Below are 18,443 nucleotides of genomic sequence, written 5' to 3' on the forward strand. Positions count from 1 at the left end.
ACGATCGGCGCCCGCTTATTGCAAATGAGAATAACTCTTATTAATCTGGCGCACTTTCAAGCCAACTGAATGCGCCTCGTGCGGGCGCTTCCACGACCACGACGACATGACAGACCACACGCCTTTCACGGGGCGCGCCGCCGGCGCGCGTGTTTCAGTCCGCCGCGCCGCCCGCCTGCCGGGCGCGACGCGCTTGCCGCTCGGTGCGGCGCTTCTCGTCAGCGCGGGCGTCGTGCTGTCGTCGGTGACGACGGCGGCCTGGGCGCAAGCCACGGCCGCCGATTCGACCACGACCCAGCAGTCGACCCAGCAGGAAGACAAGACCTTGCCGTCCGTGAAGGTGGCCGCCAAACGCGATGTGTCGTCCGACAATACGACCATCAGCGCGGGCGCATTGGGCACGCGCACACAGGTCGACACGCCGTTCTCGACCAACGTGAAGACGAGCGAGGACGCGAAGGATCTGATGGCCAACACGGCCAACGATCTCTTCAAATACGATCCGGCCGTGACCGTGGTCGGCGACAACGCGACGGCCGAGAACTCGGTGTTCAGCGTGCGCGGCCTGCAGATCGACATGCTCAACGGCGTGAAGGTCGACGGCCAGAGTTTTCCGTCGTGGGATACGGATCTTCCCCTCGAACCGTTCGAGCAGGTGCAGTTGCTCAAGGGCTTGTCGGGCTTCATGTACGGCTTCGGTTCGCCGGGCGGCATCGTCAACTACGTGGTCAAGCGTCCGACGGATACGCCGTATCGCAGCGTGTCGATCGGTTATCAGTCGGCGGGCGTGTTCAGCGAGAAGCTCGACGTGGGTGGCCGGTTCGGCAACGACGACCGCTTCGGCTATCGCTTCAATCTCGTGAACGAAGAGGGCAATACGGCGGAAGCGAATGGGCATTTGCGCCGCCAGGTCGCTTCGGTTGCGCTGGACTTCCGCATCACACCGGATCTCGTCTGGAGCATGGATGCGTTCTATCAGAAGCGTAAAACGAACGGCACGCTGTTCGCGATGTACTTCGGCTCGGGCGTCGGCATTCCGGATGCGAGCACGGTCAGCCGCAACCTCACGCAGCCGCAGAACTACTACGAAACGGAGATGGCGTCGTTCGGCACGGGCCTCGACTACCGGATCAACGACAACTGGCACGCGAGCCTGAAGTACCGCTTCGCGAAGGAAAACCGCTACAACTCGGACAGCCTGCTGTACGTCTACGACAACGCGGGCGACTATTCGAACACGCTGTATGCCGCACTCACGCGCTACTTCTATTCGAACGTCGATGCGATGGTGGAAGGCAAGTTCAACACGGGCAGCGTGAAGCATGACGTCGTGCTCGGCGCCGGCTATCAGACGCAGACGAGCGCGTACGACAACAGCACGGGCTGGAACGACGGCTATAGCCTCGGCATCGGCAATCTGTACAGCAGCACGTTGCTGACGAACGACGAAGTGCATATCGGCGAGAACATGTATCGCCAGTCGTACACGACGCAGGCCGCGCTGTACGCGAGCGATACCGTCGACATCACGTCGCGTCTGTCGGTGCTGCTCGGCGTGCGCTATACGCAATTCAGGCAGACCTCGTACAACACCGACTACACGGTCAGCTCGGGCTATAGCGCGAACCCCGTCACGCCGACTGTCGCGGTGATGTTCAAGACCGATCCGTATTCGACCGTGTACGCGAGCTATGTCGAGTCGCTGCAGCAGGGCGGCGCGGCGGGCAACACAAACGTGAACTATGGCGAGACATTCGGGCCGCTCAAGAGCAAGCAGTATGAAGTCGGCTACAAGACGGATCACCAGAAGTGGGGCGCCAATGTTGCGCTGTTCCGCGTCGATCAGGGCTACGAGTACACGAATACGCAGAACGTGTACGTGCAGAGCGGCAAGAAGCGTTATACGGGTGTCGATGCAAGCGGCTGGGTGCAGCTCGCGAACGACTGGCGTTTCCTTGGCGGCGTGATGTGGTTGAATGCGAAGGCGGTCGATGTCGACGATGCGACGATCGAGGGCAAGCGCGTATATGCAGCGCCGCGCTTCACCGCGACGGGCCGCATCGAATACAACCCGTCATACATGCGGCAGCTGACGCTCGCGTTCGGCGGCAAGTACGTCGGCAACATGGCCGTCGATGCAGCGAATACGCAGTTCACGCCGGCCTACGTGCTGTACGACGTGAGCGGCAAGTACGAAACGCGCATCGCGGGCAAGGACGTGATCTTCCGCGCGGGGATCAACAATCTGTTCAACCGCCGCTACTGGACCTCCGCTTACGGCTATTACGTGCTGCCGGGCGCGACGCGAACGGCTGTTGCAAGCGCGACGCTGCAGTTCTAAGCCTGTTTCTCAGGGGCAACAAAAAAGCTCGAACGTTTGGCGTTCGAGCTTTTTCTATTTTCACTGCGGCCAGGCGTCTTGCCATTTCCAGCCCGCAGAACAGGTGTTATTGCGAGGCGCCGCCGTCGGAGGAAGGCGGCGCGATCATCGCGACGCCACAAAACCAGCTATCCGAAGCAGCACCTTGCGCTTGCCATTCCGAGCGCTTACCGAGCACGCTGCTGCATTGGACGGGCGGCACGAGATCTTGCGTCGTGGCCGTGCACTGCTGCACGTCGCGCGCGAACGCTTGCGATTCGAATGCCTTGGGCTTGGCGGCGGGCTTCTCGACGGCGGGCTTGCTGACAGCCGCAAGATCGGTATCGACGGGGCGCGCGCGTGGTTCGTCGGGCGCCGGTTTGTGCAACTGCTCGCGGATTTCCTCGATACGCGTCGAGTACCAGTCGGTCAGGCACGCGATGTCCTTGCAGTTCTCTTCGCGCCAAGCCCATTTGCTGTCGCTGTCGCGTCGATAGGCGCGGCGGTCCGCGGTCTGTTTCTGCGCGAGCCTGAACAGCTTGCCGAGTTCGTCGTCGGCTTTCGAGAGGCCGGCGTCATGGCAGATCAGCGTCTCTGCCGTCGAATGCGCGATGGCGCAATTGAAGCTGGTGGCGTGCGCATTCGACATCGCGAGCAGGCCGAGCGCAGCGAGAATGGTTCGGTTGAGCTTCATGGGATAGCGCGAGGTCAGTGACATGCGATGACGCACGTGACGGCGCTGAGGCTGGCAGCCGCGCCGACCAGTCCGCCGAGCATGAAAGTCTGAAGTGATGTCGCGCATCCCTGCAGGCACAGCACGGCCGCCAGCAGGATGGAAACGGTGGTAAAGCGCATTGGCCCCTCGATGCAGATAGTCTCGACCTGCAAGCATAGGTGCCGCGTGCGCGCGCATTCACGGGAGCAACGGGCGATAAAGCCGATCGCTTACCAGAAGTTGCTGTGCGTCAGGATGTGGAAGATATGGCCTTCGGGCGGCCATGCACAAACGTTCAAGACACGCTGCCCGCGCGCCGGCTACGCTGCATGCCGTACGGTTGATCCGGTATTCGTTGCGAGGGCGACATGACCACTTCATTCACTCCACTCAGGCCTCAGGTAGTGCCGCAGATTCGCGAAGCCGTGTTGCCCGCAGATACCGCGCCTCTCGTCGCGATCATTCGCGAGTATGTGCGCTGGCTCGACATGGATCTCTCGTACCGCGGTTTCGAAGACGAAATGCAGTCGTTCGAACAGACGTACACCTGGCCTTCCGGCGTGTTTTTCATTGCCGAAGCGGACGGCGAACTGGCGGGCTGCGGCGGCCTGCTGCGTCATTCGGACGAGGTCGCGGAAGTGAAGCGTCTTTACGTGCGGCCGGCCTACCGTGGACTGGCGCTGGGAGAGCAACTGATGAAGCGCGTGATCGACAGGGCAAAGTCGTCGGGTTATGCAAGGCTCGTGCTGGATTCCGTACCTCAAACGGCATTCGCGCAAGGGTTGTACGAGCGTATGGGCTTCACTGAAACAGCGCCGTACTATGCGAATCCCGTTGCAGGAACGCGCTTTCTCGAACTCGTGTTGTGAACGTGCAGAGAGTTTGGTGAACACGAAGCTCGCCGCACGTCCCATATAAAGGGAATAGATGGTTGCATCCGCAACGCAATTCGCATCGGATGCAAACCATCGGGCGCAAGAGCATCAATTGTCAAATGAGTCGATGCTCAGGATATTGACCGTCTACGGGTGCGAATTGATCTGAAGTATTAACCTCAGGCCTTTACTGCCGTTATACACGGGCAGAGTGACCGGAACTGGCCTGAGTAGACAATGCTTTTCTCCCCGACGGAACAGACGTCCGACGCCGGATTTCGAAGCCGGTTTCACCGACGTTCGCTGGAACACCAGCGGCCCCTTTCTACCGTGACGATGGCGTTTACCGTCGTCGCCTTCATCATCTTCGTGTGCGCCCGCAGCCTGGTCGCGGGACCGGCTGTGCCGCTCGTATGGCGGCTGTCGTGCGCAATCGTGCTTGCGCTGCTGGTCGCCGCCATTCCGTGGACGCGGCGTATCTGGGTCTTCGGCGGCATCGGCGTCGCGTACACGCTCGTGCTGCTGGCGGGGCTCGCGCTCAACGTCGCCGGACTCGACGAGCCGGTGTTATGGGCGCTGCCCGCGATGGTCGTGATCTCGGTCTGCGCCGCGCCGTTGTGGCTGACGCCCGCGCACTTCTGCATCGGCACAGCGCTGTTCTACGCGGCGGGCACGCCATTTCTGTTGAACCTGCCGCATCCGCGCGGCGACGTCAGTGTCGTGTGCTGGATGTGGGTGCTGATCGCGGTGTCGACGGCGGCCGTGTTTCACTTCGGCTTCTACTGGTTCCGGCGCAATCATTTCCTGCTCGAAGACCGGCTCGCGCGCCTCGCCGCCACCGATCCCCTGACGGGCCTGCAGAACCGCCGCGCCTTTCTCGAGCAGGCGGCGTTGCGTTTGTCCTCACTGGACAGCGGCGCGAAGGCCAGCGCGATTTTTCTCGACATCGACTATTTCAAGTCGCTCAACGACCAGTTCGGGCATGCTGTCGGCGATCAGGCGCTGTCGGACGTGGCGCGCGTGTTGAAGGAGATGACGGCGGCGGGAGACCTCGTGAGCCGCATCGGCGGCGAGGAATTTGCGCTGCTGCACGACGCGGCGCTGCGTCCCGCCGCGCAACTCGCCGAAACGCTGCGTGCCGCGATCGGCCGCATCGCACGTCCCGATGGGCAACTGAGCGCGAGCTTCGGCGTCGCGGAGTATCGGCCGGGCGAAGGCGTGATGGCGCTGCTCGACCGCGCGGACGAAGCGCTGCTGCGCGCCAAGTATTCGGGCCGCAACCGCGTATGCGCAGAACGCGCGACCCTCGTGGACCCGGTGCGCCTCACCTGGACGCACGATGACGCAGACGGCACGGCATCGCAGCCGGTGCGTCAGCAATGGGACGATTTCTGGCTGACCTCGCATTTCCAGCCGCTTTACAGCCTCTCGCATCAGAAACAGGTCGGCTTCGAGGCGCTGTTGCGCGGCGAGCGCGAGGACGGGGGGCAAGTGCCGCCCGCCGTGCTGTTTTCGCCGAAGCCGTTCAGCGATCAGGGCGAACTCGACCGCGTGAGCCACGCGTTGCATCTCGGCAACGCGCGCCGTCTGATTCCCGACGATGCATGGGTGTTCCTGAACATTCTGCCTTCGACGTTCGTCGCCGACGGCTATCCCGACCAGTTGGCGCAGATCGCGCGCTCAGCAGGAATTTCAGCGGGGCGCGTGGTGCTCGAACTGCTGGAGTCGCACGGCGGCAGCGTCGACGAGATGTCGCGCGCGGCGAGCCAGTATCGCGACCACGGCTTCCTGATCGCCGTCGACGATTTCGGCGCGGGGCATTCGAATCTCGACCGTCTGCTGCGCATCCGGCCCGATCTGGTCAAGCTGGACGGCGAGCTGATTCGCGCGAAAAGTCACGGCGCGGACCAGCCGATTCTGCCGAAGCTGGTATCGCTGCTGCATCAGGCGGGCATGCTGGTCGTCGTGGAAGGCGTCGAGACGACGGAGCAGTTGATCCTCGCGGTCGAATCGAACGTCGATTTCGCGCAGGGCTTCTTGCTGGGCCGCCCGTCGCCGTCCATCACGCCGCCCGATGCCGTGCACCGGCGCATCGATCATGCGTTCGATGTGATCGCGGAAGGGCGCGCGCATCAGCACGCATTGTTCGAATCGGAAGTGCGGCCCTACCGGCAGGCGCTCGATGCGGGTGTCGATGCATGGCTCAAGGGCACGCCCCTCAACGACGCGTTCTACGATCTCGCGCAACTGGAACTCTGCATCAGCTGTTTCGTGCTCGACGATACGGGCCGGCAGATCGGGCACGAGTTGCCTGGCAAGGCGTCGGCGATCGACGGTGGATCGTTGCATCCCGTCGCGAATCCGCGCGATGCGCGTTGGGATCATCGGCCGTATTTCCGCAACGCCGTGCTGAAGCCGGGCGTACCGGTCACAAGCAGCCCGTATCTGTCGCTCGCGAGCGGCAGACCGTGCATCGCGGTGACGGTCGCGTTGCAGTCGGAGGCCGGGCGCTGCGTGGTCGGCGCGGAACTGGACTGGTCGCTGCACAGGCTGCCCTGGCCGACGGCCGAGCATTGGTGACGCGGCGCGCGTCGAAACGCTGAAACCGCGTCAGCGCAGGCGGGCGAGCAGCTCGCAGGCCTGCTCGTGAAGATCGGCATCCGTGGGCCGCAGCGCGAAACGCGTCGACTCGGGCAGCTTGGCAAAATTCTTGCCCGAGCTGCGCGCATACGCAGGGTCATAGTGCAGATCGATCAACTGCTCGAAGAGTTCGACGCGGCGGTCTTCGTCGATCAACTTGTGCCATTCGCCGATGCGCGCACGGCCGTGCAATTCGACGAGCCGCGCGAGCTGCGACTTGAAGAGCGCGCGGTTGTCGAACAGATGCGCGTAGTCCTGCAACAACAGACGGATGCGCTCGTCGCGTTCCGTTTCGACCCGGATGCAGGTGCCGCGATGGATCTGCTCCGTTAATGACACGGGCAGCGCGATCGCACCGATGCGGCGGCTTTCCGCTTCGACGAATACCGGCTGTTCCGCGTCGAAGCGGCGCATGGCACCGATGAGCGCGGTGTCGAACGCTTTCTGCGAAGGCTGCACCTCGTTGGGCAGCGTGCCGAGAATCGAGCCGCGATGCGCGGCGAGCGCTTCGAGATCGAGCGTTTGCGCGTCGGCGCCCGCCAGTGCGTTCAGGAGCCGCGTCTTGCCGCTGCCCGTGTGGCCCGCGAGCACGATGTAACGGAATTGCTGCGGCAGTGTATCGAGCAGTTCGACCACGCTGCGGCGATAGGTCTTGTAGCCGCCGTCCAGTTGCCGGGCGCGCCAGCCGATCAGGTTGAACCACGTCGTCATCGATCCCGAGCGCTTGCCGCCGCGCCAGCAATAGACGAGCGGCCGCCAGTTGCGCGGACGATCCGCGAAGGTCGTTTCAAGGTGCGCGGCAATGTTGCGCGACACCATCGCGGCACCTTGCCGGGTGGCTTCGAACGGCGACACCTGCTTGTACATCGTGCCGATGATCACGCGTTCTTCGTTGGACAATACGGGCGCGTTGATTGCGCCGGGAATATGGTCTTCGGCGAATTCGAGCGGTGTGCGGACGTCGACGATTTCATCGAATTCCGCGATCTGGTCGAGCGGGACGAGAAGCGATTTCAAGGGCGGGAGCAAGAAGCGGTCGCGACGCGACGTAATATTGAATTATCGCATGCCGGGGTGTGCTTTCCCGTCCGCCCCCGCGACGGGCTGTCGCGAGCAAATAGCTCACGTTATGATGTAAAGTGACGGAAAGCGATGTAAGCCGCCGACGTGCTCCGCGCTACGGCAGCGGAGCGGGAACCACGGGTGCGCATCGCCGGAATAAGTGCTTCATGCACGGTCGACCGTCACCGCGGAGGCGCAACATGTCGATTTCGTCGGTATTGCAATGGTGTTTCGGAGCCCAGCCGCATCATGTCGGACCGGACCACGGCCACAGCGAAAGCAATGACGGCCCGGACGACGATGCACCCCGCTCGCCGGCGCCGCACGACGAACGGCGGGCAGTGCTCGGCGAACTGCATCGGCAGGCCTATCTGCACGAACTGCTGCGTCTCACCTGCGCCGATGTGATGCGCACGCCGCCCGTTACAGTCTCTGTCGACGAAACCATCGGCAGCGCGTTGAAAACGCTCGACGCTCACCATATCAAGCTGCTGCCCGTGGTCGATGCGCAAGGGCGGCTCAAAGGCGTCGTGACACATGTCGATCTGCAGCCGCTCGACGAAGTGCTGCCGTTTCTCAAGCTGGCTTCCGACACGACTGCGCCCGAAAGCGAACGGCGCGAATGGCCGGTCACGACCGTGATGTCGGCCCATGTCCAGTATGTCGACCTGCTCACGCCGCTCACGGAAGTCATTCCGCTCTTCACGAGGAACGGACATCATCATTTGCCCGTGGTGGAAGAGGGCGGACGCGTGGTCGGCATGCTGACTCAGGCCGACATCCTGAAGCTCATGTGCGGCCGTCCCGGCGGCTTTTGAGCGGATCAGGCGCTCAGCCGCTGCATCATCGGTTCGCTGTGCGCGGACACTTGCGCCATCGCCTCGCCGATCGCGCCGCCGATCAGGATCACGGCCGGGCTCGCTACCTGTTGCGCCGCCGCGCACGCGGCGATGTCGCCGAGCGTCGCACACACCCGTTTTTCACGTGACGTACCCGCCCACTGCACGACGGCAGCGGGCGTATCGGGCGCGAGCGTCCTGGTCAATGCTTCGCTGATGCTGTCGATACGGCTCGCGCCCATGTAGATCGCGAGCGTCATGCCCGTGGCCGCGAGCGTTGCCCAGTCGGGCTCGGTGTTGTCGCGCAGATGCGCCGTCACGAAGATCACGCCCTGGCAATGATCGCGATGCGTGAGCGATACGCCGAGCCCCGCCGCCGCCGCAAAGCCGGATGAAATGCCGTTGACGATCTCGACCTCGATGCCCGCGTGCCGCAGGTCCGCGATTTCTTCGCCGGCGCGGCCGAACAGCAGCGCATCGCCGCCCTTGATGCGCACGACGTGCTTGCCTTGCAGCGCATAGCGGCGCATCAGGCGCTGGATGAATGCCTGCGGCGTGGACTTGCAGCCGCCGCGCTTGCCGACCTTGACGACGCGCGCATGCGTGGACTTCAGCGTCGTGATCTCGTCGTTCACGAGGTCGTCGATCAGCAGCACGTCGCCTGCCGCGATGGCCTTCGCTGCCTTGAAGGTCAGCAGATCGAGATCGCCAGGCCCTGCGCTGACGAGTGTGACTTTGCCCGTGTTCATCGTTTTCTCCATCGCGTGATTCGTCGATTTCTGTCCGCCAACGCAAAACGGCGTCCCGCCCGTGCATGCACGAAGGGGACGCCGCTGTCCTGACCAATGCTATGTGTTTCCATATCGGGCGCGTTGCTACGCGCCCGCTTGCGATTCGATGCCGACGCCTTTGCCGGCGCAGCAATTAACGCAAGAACGGGGCCAATGCATATGCGCGTTGTAAACGCCGTGCTCCCGATTGGTACCTCTTCCGTACGGCGCCGAACTGCACTCGCGCTGTGCGGCAGCGCACCACGAGCGTGCCCTGGGCATCACGCCGGATCATTCACACAAAATCGACATTTGCACATAGCGCTCAGACGATATTGCGGTTCCCGCAATCCGGAACATTCACGGTACCGCACGATGGACGTCAACAAGCAAACGAACGAGATCCAACAGAACTACGACGATTTCCCTTACTTCTCGTTCCCGTACGAGCAGTCTGCTCCCGAACACCTCGCCGCCGTCGCGCATGTGTTCGGTTTGTCCGCGCCGGACACGAGCACGGCCCGCGTGCTCGAACTGGGCTGCGCGGCAGGCGGCAATCTGATTGCGTTCGCCGTGCGCAACCCGGAGGGGCGAGCGATCGGTGTGGATCTCTCCGGTGTACAGGTGCAGGAAGGGCGCAAGCGCGTGAAGCGGTTGAAGCTGAAGAATGTCGAACTGCGTCAGCAGGACCTCACGACGCTCGGCGAAGTGGACGGCAAGTTCGACTACATCATCTGTCACGGCGTTTACAGCTGGGTGCCGCCCGATGTGCAGCAGGCGATCCTGCGTGTTTGCCGCGAGAATCTGTCGGCGGATGGCATCGCGTATATCGGGTACAACACGTACCCGGGATGGAAGTCGCGCGAGATTGTCCGTGACGCGATGCTGTTGCGGGCGCGCGGACTGACGGGCGGCCGCGAGCGGCTCGCGTATGGCCGCGGCATGATCGACTTTCTACGCGAGCATGCGAGCAAGGACAGCCTGCTGGCACGCGCGGTCGAGCGGGATCACGCGCTGATCGGCAACGGCGATACGGGCACATCCGCGTATGTTTCGCACGATTATCTGGCGCCTTCCAATACACCGTGCTATCTGCAGGACTTTGCGAATCGTGCCGGCGAACACGGGCTCGCGTATCTCGGCGATGCGAATCTGCCTTCGATGTTCGCGCTCAACTACGGTGCCGAAATCGGCCGCCTGCTGATCGAGGAGTGCGGGCACAGCCAGGTGGCGGTCGAACAGTATCTGGATTTCGTCAGCGACCGGTCGTTCCGCACCTCCTTGCTCGTGCACAAGGAACGCGCGGACGCTATCGAATATCACGTCGGGCACGAGCGCCTGCGCGCATTGCATGTCGCGGCATCGCTGATGTGCGCGAACGGCGAGGTTCGTCTCGACGAATCGCCGCAACAGTTCATCGCGGACAACGGCAGTTCGGTCGTGTTCAACGATGCCGTCGCCAAGGCGGCCACCGTTGCGCTGGGCGACACATGGCCGTTCACGCTGAGCTTCGATGAGCTGAAACGCGAGGTGCTCGCGCGCATGAACATTGCCGAAGCGCTCGACGAAGCCGGCCTCGATTCGCGGCTCGAACTGTTTCTCAACGCACTGGTGGTGCGCGGACTGGGCCGTTTCCGGCTCCAGCCGGTGATGCGCGGCGCGGCCAATCCGAGCCTGCATCCGGCCGTGCGCGCGTATCCAGCGTCGCTGCCCGAAGGCCAGCTCGCGCACACGGTCAACGCGTGGCATCAGCCCGTGCAGCTCGACGCAGCGGCGCAGTTTCTTCTGCGCCTTATCGACGGTAGCCGTACGCGGAAGGAGCTGCTTGGCATGCTGTCGAAAGCGGTGCAGGACGGCGAGTTGCTGGTGTCGCTGCCGACGGTCGAAGGCGGCGAAGCGGACCCGCGTGCTGTCTTCGAACTCAAGCTGGAGCAGGTGCTGGAACAGCTGTGTGCGTGATCGCGTTGCTCGAGGCGGCCGCGAGCCGCGAACTCTGAGCGCACGCGAATGTCTGCTACTGTTTCGAGGGGCGCGCCCGCGCCCTTTGCGCAGCCAGCCGAGAGGACAGTCATCATGCAGACATTGGAGTGTGTGTTGCCCGCCGCCGCCGCGCTCGGCGAGTGCCCGCGCTGGGACGAGCGCCGCGCGAAGCTGTGGTGGGTCGATATCCAGGCGCCCGCGCTGCACGGTTTCGATCCGAAGACGGGGCAGGATACGGTGCTGCCGATGCCCGAGAACATCGGCTGCTTTTCGCTGACAGAGGACGACGGTTTCATTGCCGGCATGCGAACGGGCATCTTTCTGCTCGACGCGAAAGGGCAGGTCGTGCGCAAGCTGTGCGCAAACCCGGAGAACCCGGCGACGAGCCGCTTCAACGATGGCCGTTGCGACGCGCACGGCCGCTTCTGGCTCGGCACGCTCGACGAGCCGAAAGCGGGCAACGCGGCATCGCTCTATTGCTATGGAAACGGCGTGTTGACGAAGGTCGACGCGGGGCTGCTTACGTCGAACGGCATGGCGTTCAGCCCCGACTACCGCTGGTGCTATCACTCGGATACGCCGCGCTTCACCATCTACCGCCATCCGTACGACGTCGACAGTGGCGAGGTCGGGCCGCGCGAAGAGTGGGTGAAATTCGAACCGACGTCGACGGATCGCGGGCGTCCCGATGGCGCCTCGGTGGATAGCGAAGGGTTTTACTGGGCGGCGCTGTATGAGGGCGGGCGCGTCGTGCGGATATCGCCCGAAGGCAAGGTGGTCGAAACGCATGCGCTGGCCGCGCGCTGTCCGACCATGTGCGCGTTCGGCGGCGATGATCTGAAAACGCTCTATGTGACGACGGCGCGCAAGGGGCGTCCTGCTGAAGAGATCGAACAATACCCACAGTCAGGTGGGGTGTTTGCGATGCGCGTGTCGGTGCCGGGGCTGATCGAAAAACGCAGCGCGTTGCGCGTGACGGATTGAATCGTGCAGGTACACCTCTAAAAACATTGGAGACACACTTCATGACAGCATCGACTCAAGCGACCACAGCAAACTATCTTCCCGACGACCTGAACCGCGCGCTGCTGATCGGCCGCGTGTGGCGCAAGACGAGCGCTCATGAAGGACCGTGCGTCGTGGCCGTACGCAATGGCGACGTATACGACATCACGTCGAGCGCGCCGACCACGGCCGATCTGTTCGAACGCGACGATGCCGTCGACGTCGCGCGCAACGCGCCGGGCGAGCGTCTTTGCAGCGCAGCCGAACTGATCGCGGCGAGCCTCGCGAATGACGGCTCGGCGAATCTGCGCCTGCTCGCACCATGCGACGTTCAACCGATCAAGGCCTGTGGCGTCACGTTCGCCGTGAGCCTGATCGAGCGCGTGATCGAAGAGCAGGCGGGCGGTGATCCCGCGAAGGCCGAAGAAGTGCGGCAGACGATTGCATCGGTGATCGGCACGGATCTGTCGAAGGTCAAGCCCGGCTCGGACGCGGCGGCGCGTCTGAAAGCGGAACTCGAACGGCGCGGCGCGTGGTCGCAATACATGGAAGTGGGCATCGGCCCGGACGCGGAAGTGTTTTCGAAGTCACAGCCGATGTCGTCCGTGGGCTTCGGCGCCGACGTGGGCCTGCTCGCGGCGTCCACCTGGAACAATCCCGAGCCGGAAATCGTGCTGGCCGTCAACAGCAAGGCCGTGGTGGTGGGCGCGACCCTCGGTAACGACGTGAACCTGCGCGATATCGAAGGGCGTTCGGCGCTGCTGCTCGGCAAATGCAAGGACAACAACGGCTCGTGTTCGATCGGGCCGTTCGTGCGTCTGTTCGACGGCGACTTCACGCTGGATGCCGTGCGGCGCGCGAGCGTGTCGCTGCGTGTCGAAGGCGTCGACGACGGTTTCCTGCTCGAAGGCGTGAGCCATATGTCGGAGATCAGCCGCGATCCCGCCGATCTCGTCGCGCAAACATGCGGCAAACATCATCAGTATCCGGACGGCTTCATGCTGTTCCTTGGCACGATGTTCTCGCCGATCAAGGACCGCGATACGAAGGGCGGCGGCTTCACGCATCACCTCGGCGATATCGTCACGATTTCGACGCCGCAACTCGGCGGGTTGCGCAACACCGTGCAGCTATGCACGGAGATCGCACCGTGGACGTTCGGCGTGCGTTCGCTATACGCGAATCTCGCAGCGCGTGGGCTGCTCGGCTGAATATTTTTCGCGGTTATAGATTCGCGCTTTGAATCGAAGAAAACGTTTGCGAATCGCGTTATCGACATTCGCAAACGTTCAATTAATCGGGAGCGCAAAATCACTTGTCGCGCCACGACTCTCTCCCCATTTATATTTCCACGCTAGAGCCTAAAGGCGGACAACTGGGCGTCGATATACACGGAAGGGCAAAACCGGAGCGATCCGGCGACGCAAAGCTAAAGGGACTCCGCACAGGAGTTAGCCAGTTGCCCGCTGTATCCGCAGCGGGCCAAACGATGGACGGCGAGACACGCCGTCGTCAGGAGGCATCGAGATGTTCAACGCTCGCACACCCGGTTCAGGGTCTCGCGCCATTCAATGGCTGCGTCGCGTCGCGTTGCTTGCAGTGGCACCGCTTGCCATTGCCGCTCACGCGAACGCTTTCGCAGCCACTGTGCTGCCGCTGACCGTCCCCGCCTATTTCGATCCCGTCGGCAAGGGCGCCGGCTACTGGAACGACCTCGCGACGACGGCGGCCAAAGTACCGACCACGGTCATTCTTAATCCCGATAGCGGCCCCGGCACGAATGCCGACGCGACCTATATCGCCGCAATCGGGAAAGTGCATGCAGCGGGCGGACGCGTGATCGGCTATGTGTCCACGTCGTACTCGAAGCGTTCGCTGTCGGCTGTCGCGACGGACATCAACCGCTATATCGCGCTCTATAAGATCGACGGTTTCTTCATCGACGAGATGACGTCGGATAGCGTGACGTCGCATATCCAGTTCTATCAGTCGATCTACAACTACATCAAAGGCTTGTCGCCTGCGTATTCGGTGACGGGCAATCCCGGCACGAACATTCCCGAACTCTACGCAAGCCTGCCCACGGCCGATCAGTTCGTCGTATTCGAAGACTCGGCCAAACACTACGCGAGCTACGCGCCGGCGAAATGGCAAGCGGGCTATCCGGTGAAGCGCTTTGTGCACATGGTGTATGGCGCGACGGAGGCGCAGATGCCCGGCATCGTGTCGTACGCGGCGAAACATGGCGCAGGCAGCGTGTTCGTCACGTCGACGGGCTTGCCGAATCCGTACAAGAACCTGCCGTCGTGGTGGAGTCAGTTGGTGAGCAACGTGCTCGCGGTGAAATAACCAAGAAGAAAAAGGGCGCTTCGCGCGCCTCTGCAGTCGATTGTCGAAGTACGCCAGGCGCTGATGTGCCTGGCGTTTTTTTTGCGCGCGCCAGGTGATGTGCGCATGCGCTATCACGTTGAAGGAATACGCTTAGAATGCGAGCTGAATTGGATTGCGTTCGACGCATCGAGGCGCAGCGATAGCGCCATCATCAACGGAGAGGATGTTGTGCAAGTTCTGAATCGTGTGCTTGCTTCGGCAAATCGCGTATTGCCCGCTGTGGGTGTCGCGCTAGGTGTTGCCCTGATGTCGAGCGCCGGCACGGCGGCGTACGCGGCATCGTCTGCCGCGCACAAGGCCAGCGAGTCGAAAGCGTCGAACGAAACGCAAGGCGCGCAAGAGACCCAAGAGGCGAGTGCCACGGCCACTCCCGACCGTTTTACGGCCGACGATCCCGTCAAGGTGCGCGACATGCTCGCGAGCCAGATGCCCACGGCCGAGACGCATTCGCTCACCGACCGTCTGCGCAAGCTCGCGCGCGAACCATACGACCGCTTCGTGCACGGTCATGCGGCAACGGCGGAGAACGCGCAACGCACGTTTCTTTTCATGATTCCCGCGCCGCACGGCATCCTGTACCGGTCGAGCACGCACATGCTGAGCGTGAACGTGCCGCTTGCAAGCGACGACGATCCCGACGCCATCCAGCTCTATCAGAACATCGAAGGGCCGAGCGGACGCGGTCTCGTGATCGCGCCCGATGCAAAGGCCAAGGGCTTTATCCAGAAGATCGACTCGATCGAACTGGCAACGGAAGGCAAGCAGAAGACCACGGCGCGCGGCCGTCTGAAACTGACGCAAACGAGCTTCGAACAGGCCGACGACAACTTCGCGATCGTGCTCGTGTGCACGCTCGAACCGCCATACTTGACAGAGGAGCGCGAGCACAGCGACCCCACCGACGAAGAGCCCACCGACATCACACGGCGCACGTCGACGCTGCACGCGAACGTTCAGGCCGTATGGCTCGTGAACGCAAAGGACAACACGGTGCTCGCAAAAGGATTGCACCTGGCGAAGTAAAGGCTAAGCGATGCATCGTGCACGGCGCCGTGCACTTCCGAAATGGTGCATGTACCCTTCTGCGACGGTTTCTTTCTGATGAGGTAAGGTATGTCGCTTCTCACAGCAGCGGCAGTTCCTCGCAACAATTCAAATCGGAGAATAAGCTATGAAGGCAAAGTGGGCAGCGGTTCTGATCGCGGCATCGACGTTCGGCGTGATGTCCAGCCAGGCAAGCGCACAGGTGGCGGGTTCGCAGACTATCGGCGTGACCGTCGAGCAGGAAGCGATCATCATCAACGGCTGGAGTGCGAAGAAGAGCCTGCTCGGTAAGCCGATCTACAACGAGGAGGGCCAGAAGGTCGGCGTGCTCCACGACATCATCATTTCGCCGGACAACGCGGCTTCGTTCGCGATCGTCGCAGCGCATCAGTTCCTCGGCGTGTCGCAGCATGACGTCGCCGTGCCGCTCTCGCAGATCGACTATTCGGCTGGCAAGCTGGTGTGGGCAGGCGCGACGAAGGATGCCGTGAAGTCGATTCCGGCGTTCCAGTATGCGAAGGTCCGCGCGACGCCGATGGCTCGTAAGGAATACAGCGAGCATCACTGAGCGCTGAACGCGGCTCGCGTGAGCGGACCGTGGAGATGAAAAAATGCGCGGCAGCCCTGAGGCTGCCGCGCTTTTGTTTTGAAGCTGCTTTAGCAGCGGGCCGCATGCGTGAACAGCAGCGGCCAGGCGCATCAGCTGCGTTCGAGGAACGGGCGCAGCTTGTCCGCGCGGCTCGGGTGATTGAGCTTGCGGATCGCCTTGCCTTCGATCTGGCGGATACGCTCGCGCGTCACGTCGAACTGGCGGCCCACTTCTTCGAGCGTCAGTTCCGAAGCCGTGTCGATGCCGTAACGCATACGCAACACCTTCGCTTCGCGCGGCGTGAGCGCGTCGAGGGCTTCGTCGATCGCGCGGCGCATGTTCGCATGCACAGCGGCGTCGGCGGGCGACGTTGCCGACGTGTCTTCGATCATGTCGCCGAGCGTCGTGTCGGCATCTTCACCGACGGGCGAATCCAGCGATGCCGGATTCTTCGCGATCTTCAGGATGCTGCGGATCTTCGCTTCAGGCATGTCCATGCGTTCGGCGAGCACGGACGGATGCGGCTCCTGACCCGTTTGCTGCACGATCTCGCGCTGGATGCGGTTCAGCTTGTTGATCGACTCGATCATGTGAACCGGCACACGAATGGTGCGCGCCTGGTCGGCGATCGCGCGCGTGATGGCCTGACGGACCCACCACGTTGCGTACGTCGAGAACTTCCAGCCGCGACGGTATTCGAACTTGTCCACCGCCTTCATCAGGCCGATGTTGCCTTCCTGGATCAGATCGAGGAAGTGCATGCCGCGATTCACGTACTTCTTCGCGATCGAGATCACGAGACGCAGGTTCGCTTCGATCATCTCGCGCTTGGCCTGACGCATCTTCGATTCAGCCGAGCCGAGCTGCTTGTTGATCTGCTTCAGTTGCTGCAGCGGCAGCGCGATCGACGCTTCGATGTCGACGAGCTTCTGCTGTTCCGACTGGATGGCGGGCAGGTGACGCTCGAGGGCCGGGCCGTAGGTCTTCGACTTCGCGGCGATGCGCATCGTCCAGTCGAGATCCGTTTCGTTACCCGGGAACGACTCGACGAACGCTTCGCGCGGCATGTCGCAGCGGTCCACCGCGATCTGCAGGATGCTGCGTTCGATCGCGCGAACCTGCGCAACCTGCGCCTGCACTTCCGCGCAGAGACGGTCGATGGTCTTCGCCGTGAAGCGGATCGGCGTGAGTTCCTGCTGGATCGATTCGCGCAGATTCGCGATGGCCGTGGCGCGGCGCTTGTCCGTGACGGGCATGTCGGGGACGCTGGCGAACAGCGCGCGCACGCGCTCGAAAATCGCGAGGCTGTCCGCCGTCAGCTGTTCGAGGCGCGCGGCATTGGCTTTTTCGCCGCCGTCGTCGGAGAGATCGCCGTCTTCGTCGTCGGACTCGTCGTCCGAGGCGCTCGCGTCGAGTTCTTCTTCAGCGGCTGCGTCGGCTGCGTCGTCGTCGAGTTCGGCGGCTTCGCTCGCGTCGCTGATGCCGTCGACCAGCTCGTCGATGCGGATTTCGCCCGCAACCACGCGGTCGACGTCCGAGAGAATCGTCGAGATGATGGACGGGCACATCGCGATGGCTTGCACCATGTCCTGCAGGCCGCCTTCGATGCGCTTGGCGATTTCGATTTCGCCGGCGCGCGTCAGCAGCTCGCTCGCGCCCATTTCACGCATGTACATGCGGACCGGGTCGGTAGTGCGGCCGAATTCGGAGTCGACGGTGGACAGCGCGACTTCGGCTTCTTCATCGGCCTGATCGTCCGATGCGGCAGCCGATGGGCCGTCGTTCAGCAACAGCGTTTCCGCGTCGGGCGCCGTTTCGTACACGGAAACGCCCATTTCGCCGAACGTGCTGACGATGGTTTCCATCGCGGCCGTTTCGGTGAAATTGTCGGGAAGGTGGTCGTTGATGTCGGCGTGCGTCAAATAGCCGCGCTCGCGGCCCAGCGCGATCAGCGCGCGCATCTGACGTTGACGTTCTTCAGCGAGAGATTCCATCAAGGCCATGTCTTGCGGCGCGGAGGCAGGTTGTGCCTTGGCCTTTGCTGCGCGCTTGGGCGCTTTCGCTGCGGTGGTTTCGAACTGGGAGTTGTCCCGGTCAAGCTTTGCCAATACGTTCTCCTCGGCAGGCTGTTTCGCTACCCCGCGCGCACGCGCGCGGCAGGTGACGTGACCTGT

General features: G+C 62.9%; 15 protein-coding genes and 1 riboswitch. Of the genes, 10 read left to right on the top strand and 5 right to left on the bottom strand.

Annotated features, from left to right (window positions below; all coding sequences use genetic code 11):
- The first annotated feature begins 106 nt into the window (after positions 1-106).
- Entirely contained in the window at positions 107-2,341 is a 2,235-nt protein-coding gene (locus tag G3N95_RS27305) for a TonB-dependent siderophore receptor (RefSeq protein WP_205973201.1), read from the top strand.
- 106 nt (positions 2,342-2,447) lie between these two features.
- Here the strand turns inward: G3N95_RS27305 and G3N95_RS27310 are convergent, their stop codons facing one another.
- On the bottom strand, positions 2,448-3,053 hold the full coding sequence (locus G3N95_RS27310) for a hypothetical protein (protein ID WP_205973202.1): 606 nt from the start codon (positions 3,051-3,053) through the stop codon (positions 2,448-2,450).
- Positions 3,054-3,067: 14 nt separating this feature from the next.
- Positions 3,068-3,214, bottom strand: coding sequence for a hypothetical protein (locus G3N95_RS27315; RefSeq protein ID WP_205973203.1), 147 nt, complete (start codon positions 3,212-3,214; stop codon positions 3,068-3,070).
- A 228-nt stretch (positions 3,215-3,442) separates the two neighbouring features.
- On the opposite strand from G3N95_RS27315, the gene G3N95_RS27320 reads away from it, so the two are divergent.
- Both G3N95_RS27320 and G3N95_RS27325 read left to right on the top strand, forming a co-directional pair.
- Complete coding sequence (locus G3N95_RS27320; protein WP_205973204.1) at positions 3,443-3,943, top strand: GNAT family N-acetyltransferase; 501 nt, start codon at positions 3,443-3,445, stop codon at positions 3,941-3,943.
- A gap of 243 nt (positions 3,944-4,186) precedes the next feature.
- Positions 4,187-6,529 (top strand): bifunctional diguanylate cyclase/phosphodiesterase, encoded by a 2,343-nt coding sequence (locus tag G3N95_RS27325; RefSeq protein WP_205973205.1) that lies wholly within the window; start codon positions 4,187-4,189, stop codon positions 6,527-6,529.
- Between the two features lie 30 nt (positions 6,530-6,559).
- Here the strand turns inward: G3N95_RS27325 and mnmH are convergent, their stop codons facing one another.
- Positions 6,560-7,606 (bottom strand): tRNA 2-selenouridine(34) synthase MnmH, encoded by a 1,047-nt coding sequence (gene mnmH / locus G3N95_RS27330; RefSeq protein WP_205973206.1) that lies wholly within the window; start codon positions 7,604-7,606, stop codon positions 6,560-6,562.
- A 245-nt stretch (positions 7,607-7,851) separates the two neighbouring features.
- Here mnmH and G3N95_RS27335 point away from each other — a divergent pair, with 245 nt between their 5' ends.
- Positions 7,852-8,469 (top strand): CBS domain-containing protein, encoded by a 618-nt coding sequence (locus G3N95_RS27335; protein WP_205973207.1) that lies wholly within the window; start codon positions 7,852-7,854, stop codon positions 8,467-8,469.
- Between the two features lie 5 nt (positions 8,470-8,474).
- Here G3N95_RS27335 and cobA read toward each other — a convergent pair whose 3' ends face one another.
- A complete protein-coding gene (cobA, locus tag G3N95_RS27340) occupies positions 8,475-9,239 on the bottom strand; it encodes a uroporphyrinogen-III C-methyltransferase (protein ID WP_205973208.1) in 765 nt (254 codons plus the stop codon).
- Positions 9,240-9,635: 396 nt separating this feature from the next.
- Between cobA and G3N95_RS27345 the strand changes: the two genes are divergently transcribed.
- The 6 genes from G3N95_RS27345 (at position 9,636) to G3N95_RS27370 (ending at position 16,248) form a co-directional block, all read left to right on the top strand.
- A complete protein-coding gene (locus G3N95_RS27345; RefSeq protein ID WP_205973209.1) occupies positions 9,636-11,219 on the top strand; it encodes a class I SAM-dependent methyltransferase in 1,584 nt (527 codons plus the stop codon).
- A 114-nt stretch (positions 11,220-11,333) separates the two neighbouring features.
- Positions 11,334-12,224 carry an SMP-30/gluconolactonase/LRE family protein gene (locus G3N95_RS27350; RefSeq protein ID WP_205973210.1) on the top strand — a complete coding sequence of 297 codons (891 nt, stop codon included), beginning with the start codon at positions 11,334-11,336 and terminating at the stop codon, positions 12,222-12,224.
- 41 nt (positions 12,225-12,265) lie between these two features.
- Complete coding sequence (locus tag G3N95_RS27355; RefSeq protein ID WP_205973211.1) at positions 12,266-13,456, top strand: fumarylacetoacetate hydrolase family protein; 1,191 nt, start codon at positions 12,266-12,268, stop codon at positions 13,454-13,456.
- A 177-nt stretch (positions 13,457-13,633) separates the two neighbouring features.
- A riboswitch (cyclic di-GMP riboswitch) is annotated at positions 13,634-13,712 on the top strand.
- A 60-nt stretch (positions 13,713-13,772) separates the two neighbouring features.
- Positions 13,773-14,594 carry a spherulation-specific family 4 protein gene (locus G3N95_RS27360; RefSeq protein ID WP_205973212.1) on the top strand — a complete coding sequence of 274 codons (822 nt, stop codon included), beginning with the start codon at positions 13,773-13,775 and terminating at the stop codon, positions 14,592-14,594.
- 210 nt (positions 14,595-14,804) lie between these two features.
- The gene (locus G3N95_RS27365) at positions 14,805-15,659 is read left to right on the top strand and encodes a hypothetical protein (protein ID WP_205973213.1); all 855 of its coding nucleotides are present in this window, start codon (positions 14,805-14,807) and stop codon (positions 15,657-15,659) included.
- Between the two features lie 148 nt (positions 15,660-15,807).
- Positions 15,808-16,248, top strand: a complete 441-nt coding sequence (locus tag G3N95_RS27370) for a PRC-barrel domain-containing protein (protein ID WP_205973214.1) — start codon at positions 15,808-15,810, stop codon at positions 16,246-16,248.
- A 131-nt stretch (positions 16,249-16,379) separates the two neighbouring features.
- Here G3N95_RS27370 and rpoD read toward each other — a convergent pair whose 3' ends face one another.
- Positions 16,380-18,377, bottom strand: coding sequence for an RNA polymerase sigma factor RpoD (gene rpoD, locus G3N95_RS27375; RefSeq protein ID WP_205973215.1), 1,998 nt, complete (start codon positions 18,375-18,377; stop codon positions 16,380-16,382).
- Between the last annotated feature and the right edge of the window lie 66 nt (positions 18,378-18,443).

The organism is Paraburkholderia sp. Tr-20389 (assembly GCF_017104565.1).
GTDB lineage: Bacteria > Pseudomonadota > Gammaproteobacteria > Burkholderiales > Burkholderiaceae > Paraburkholderia.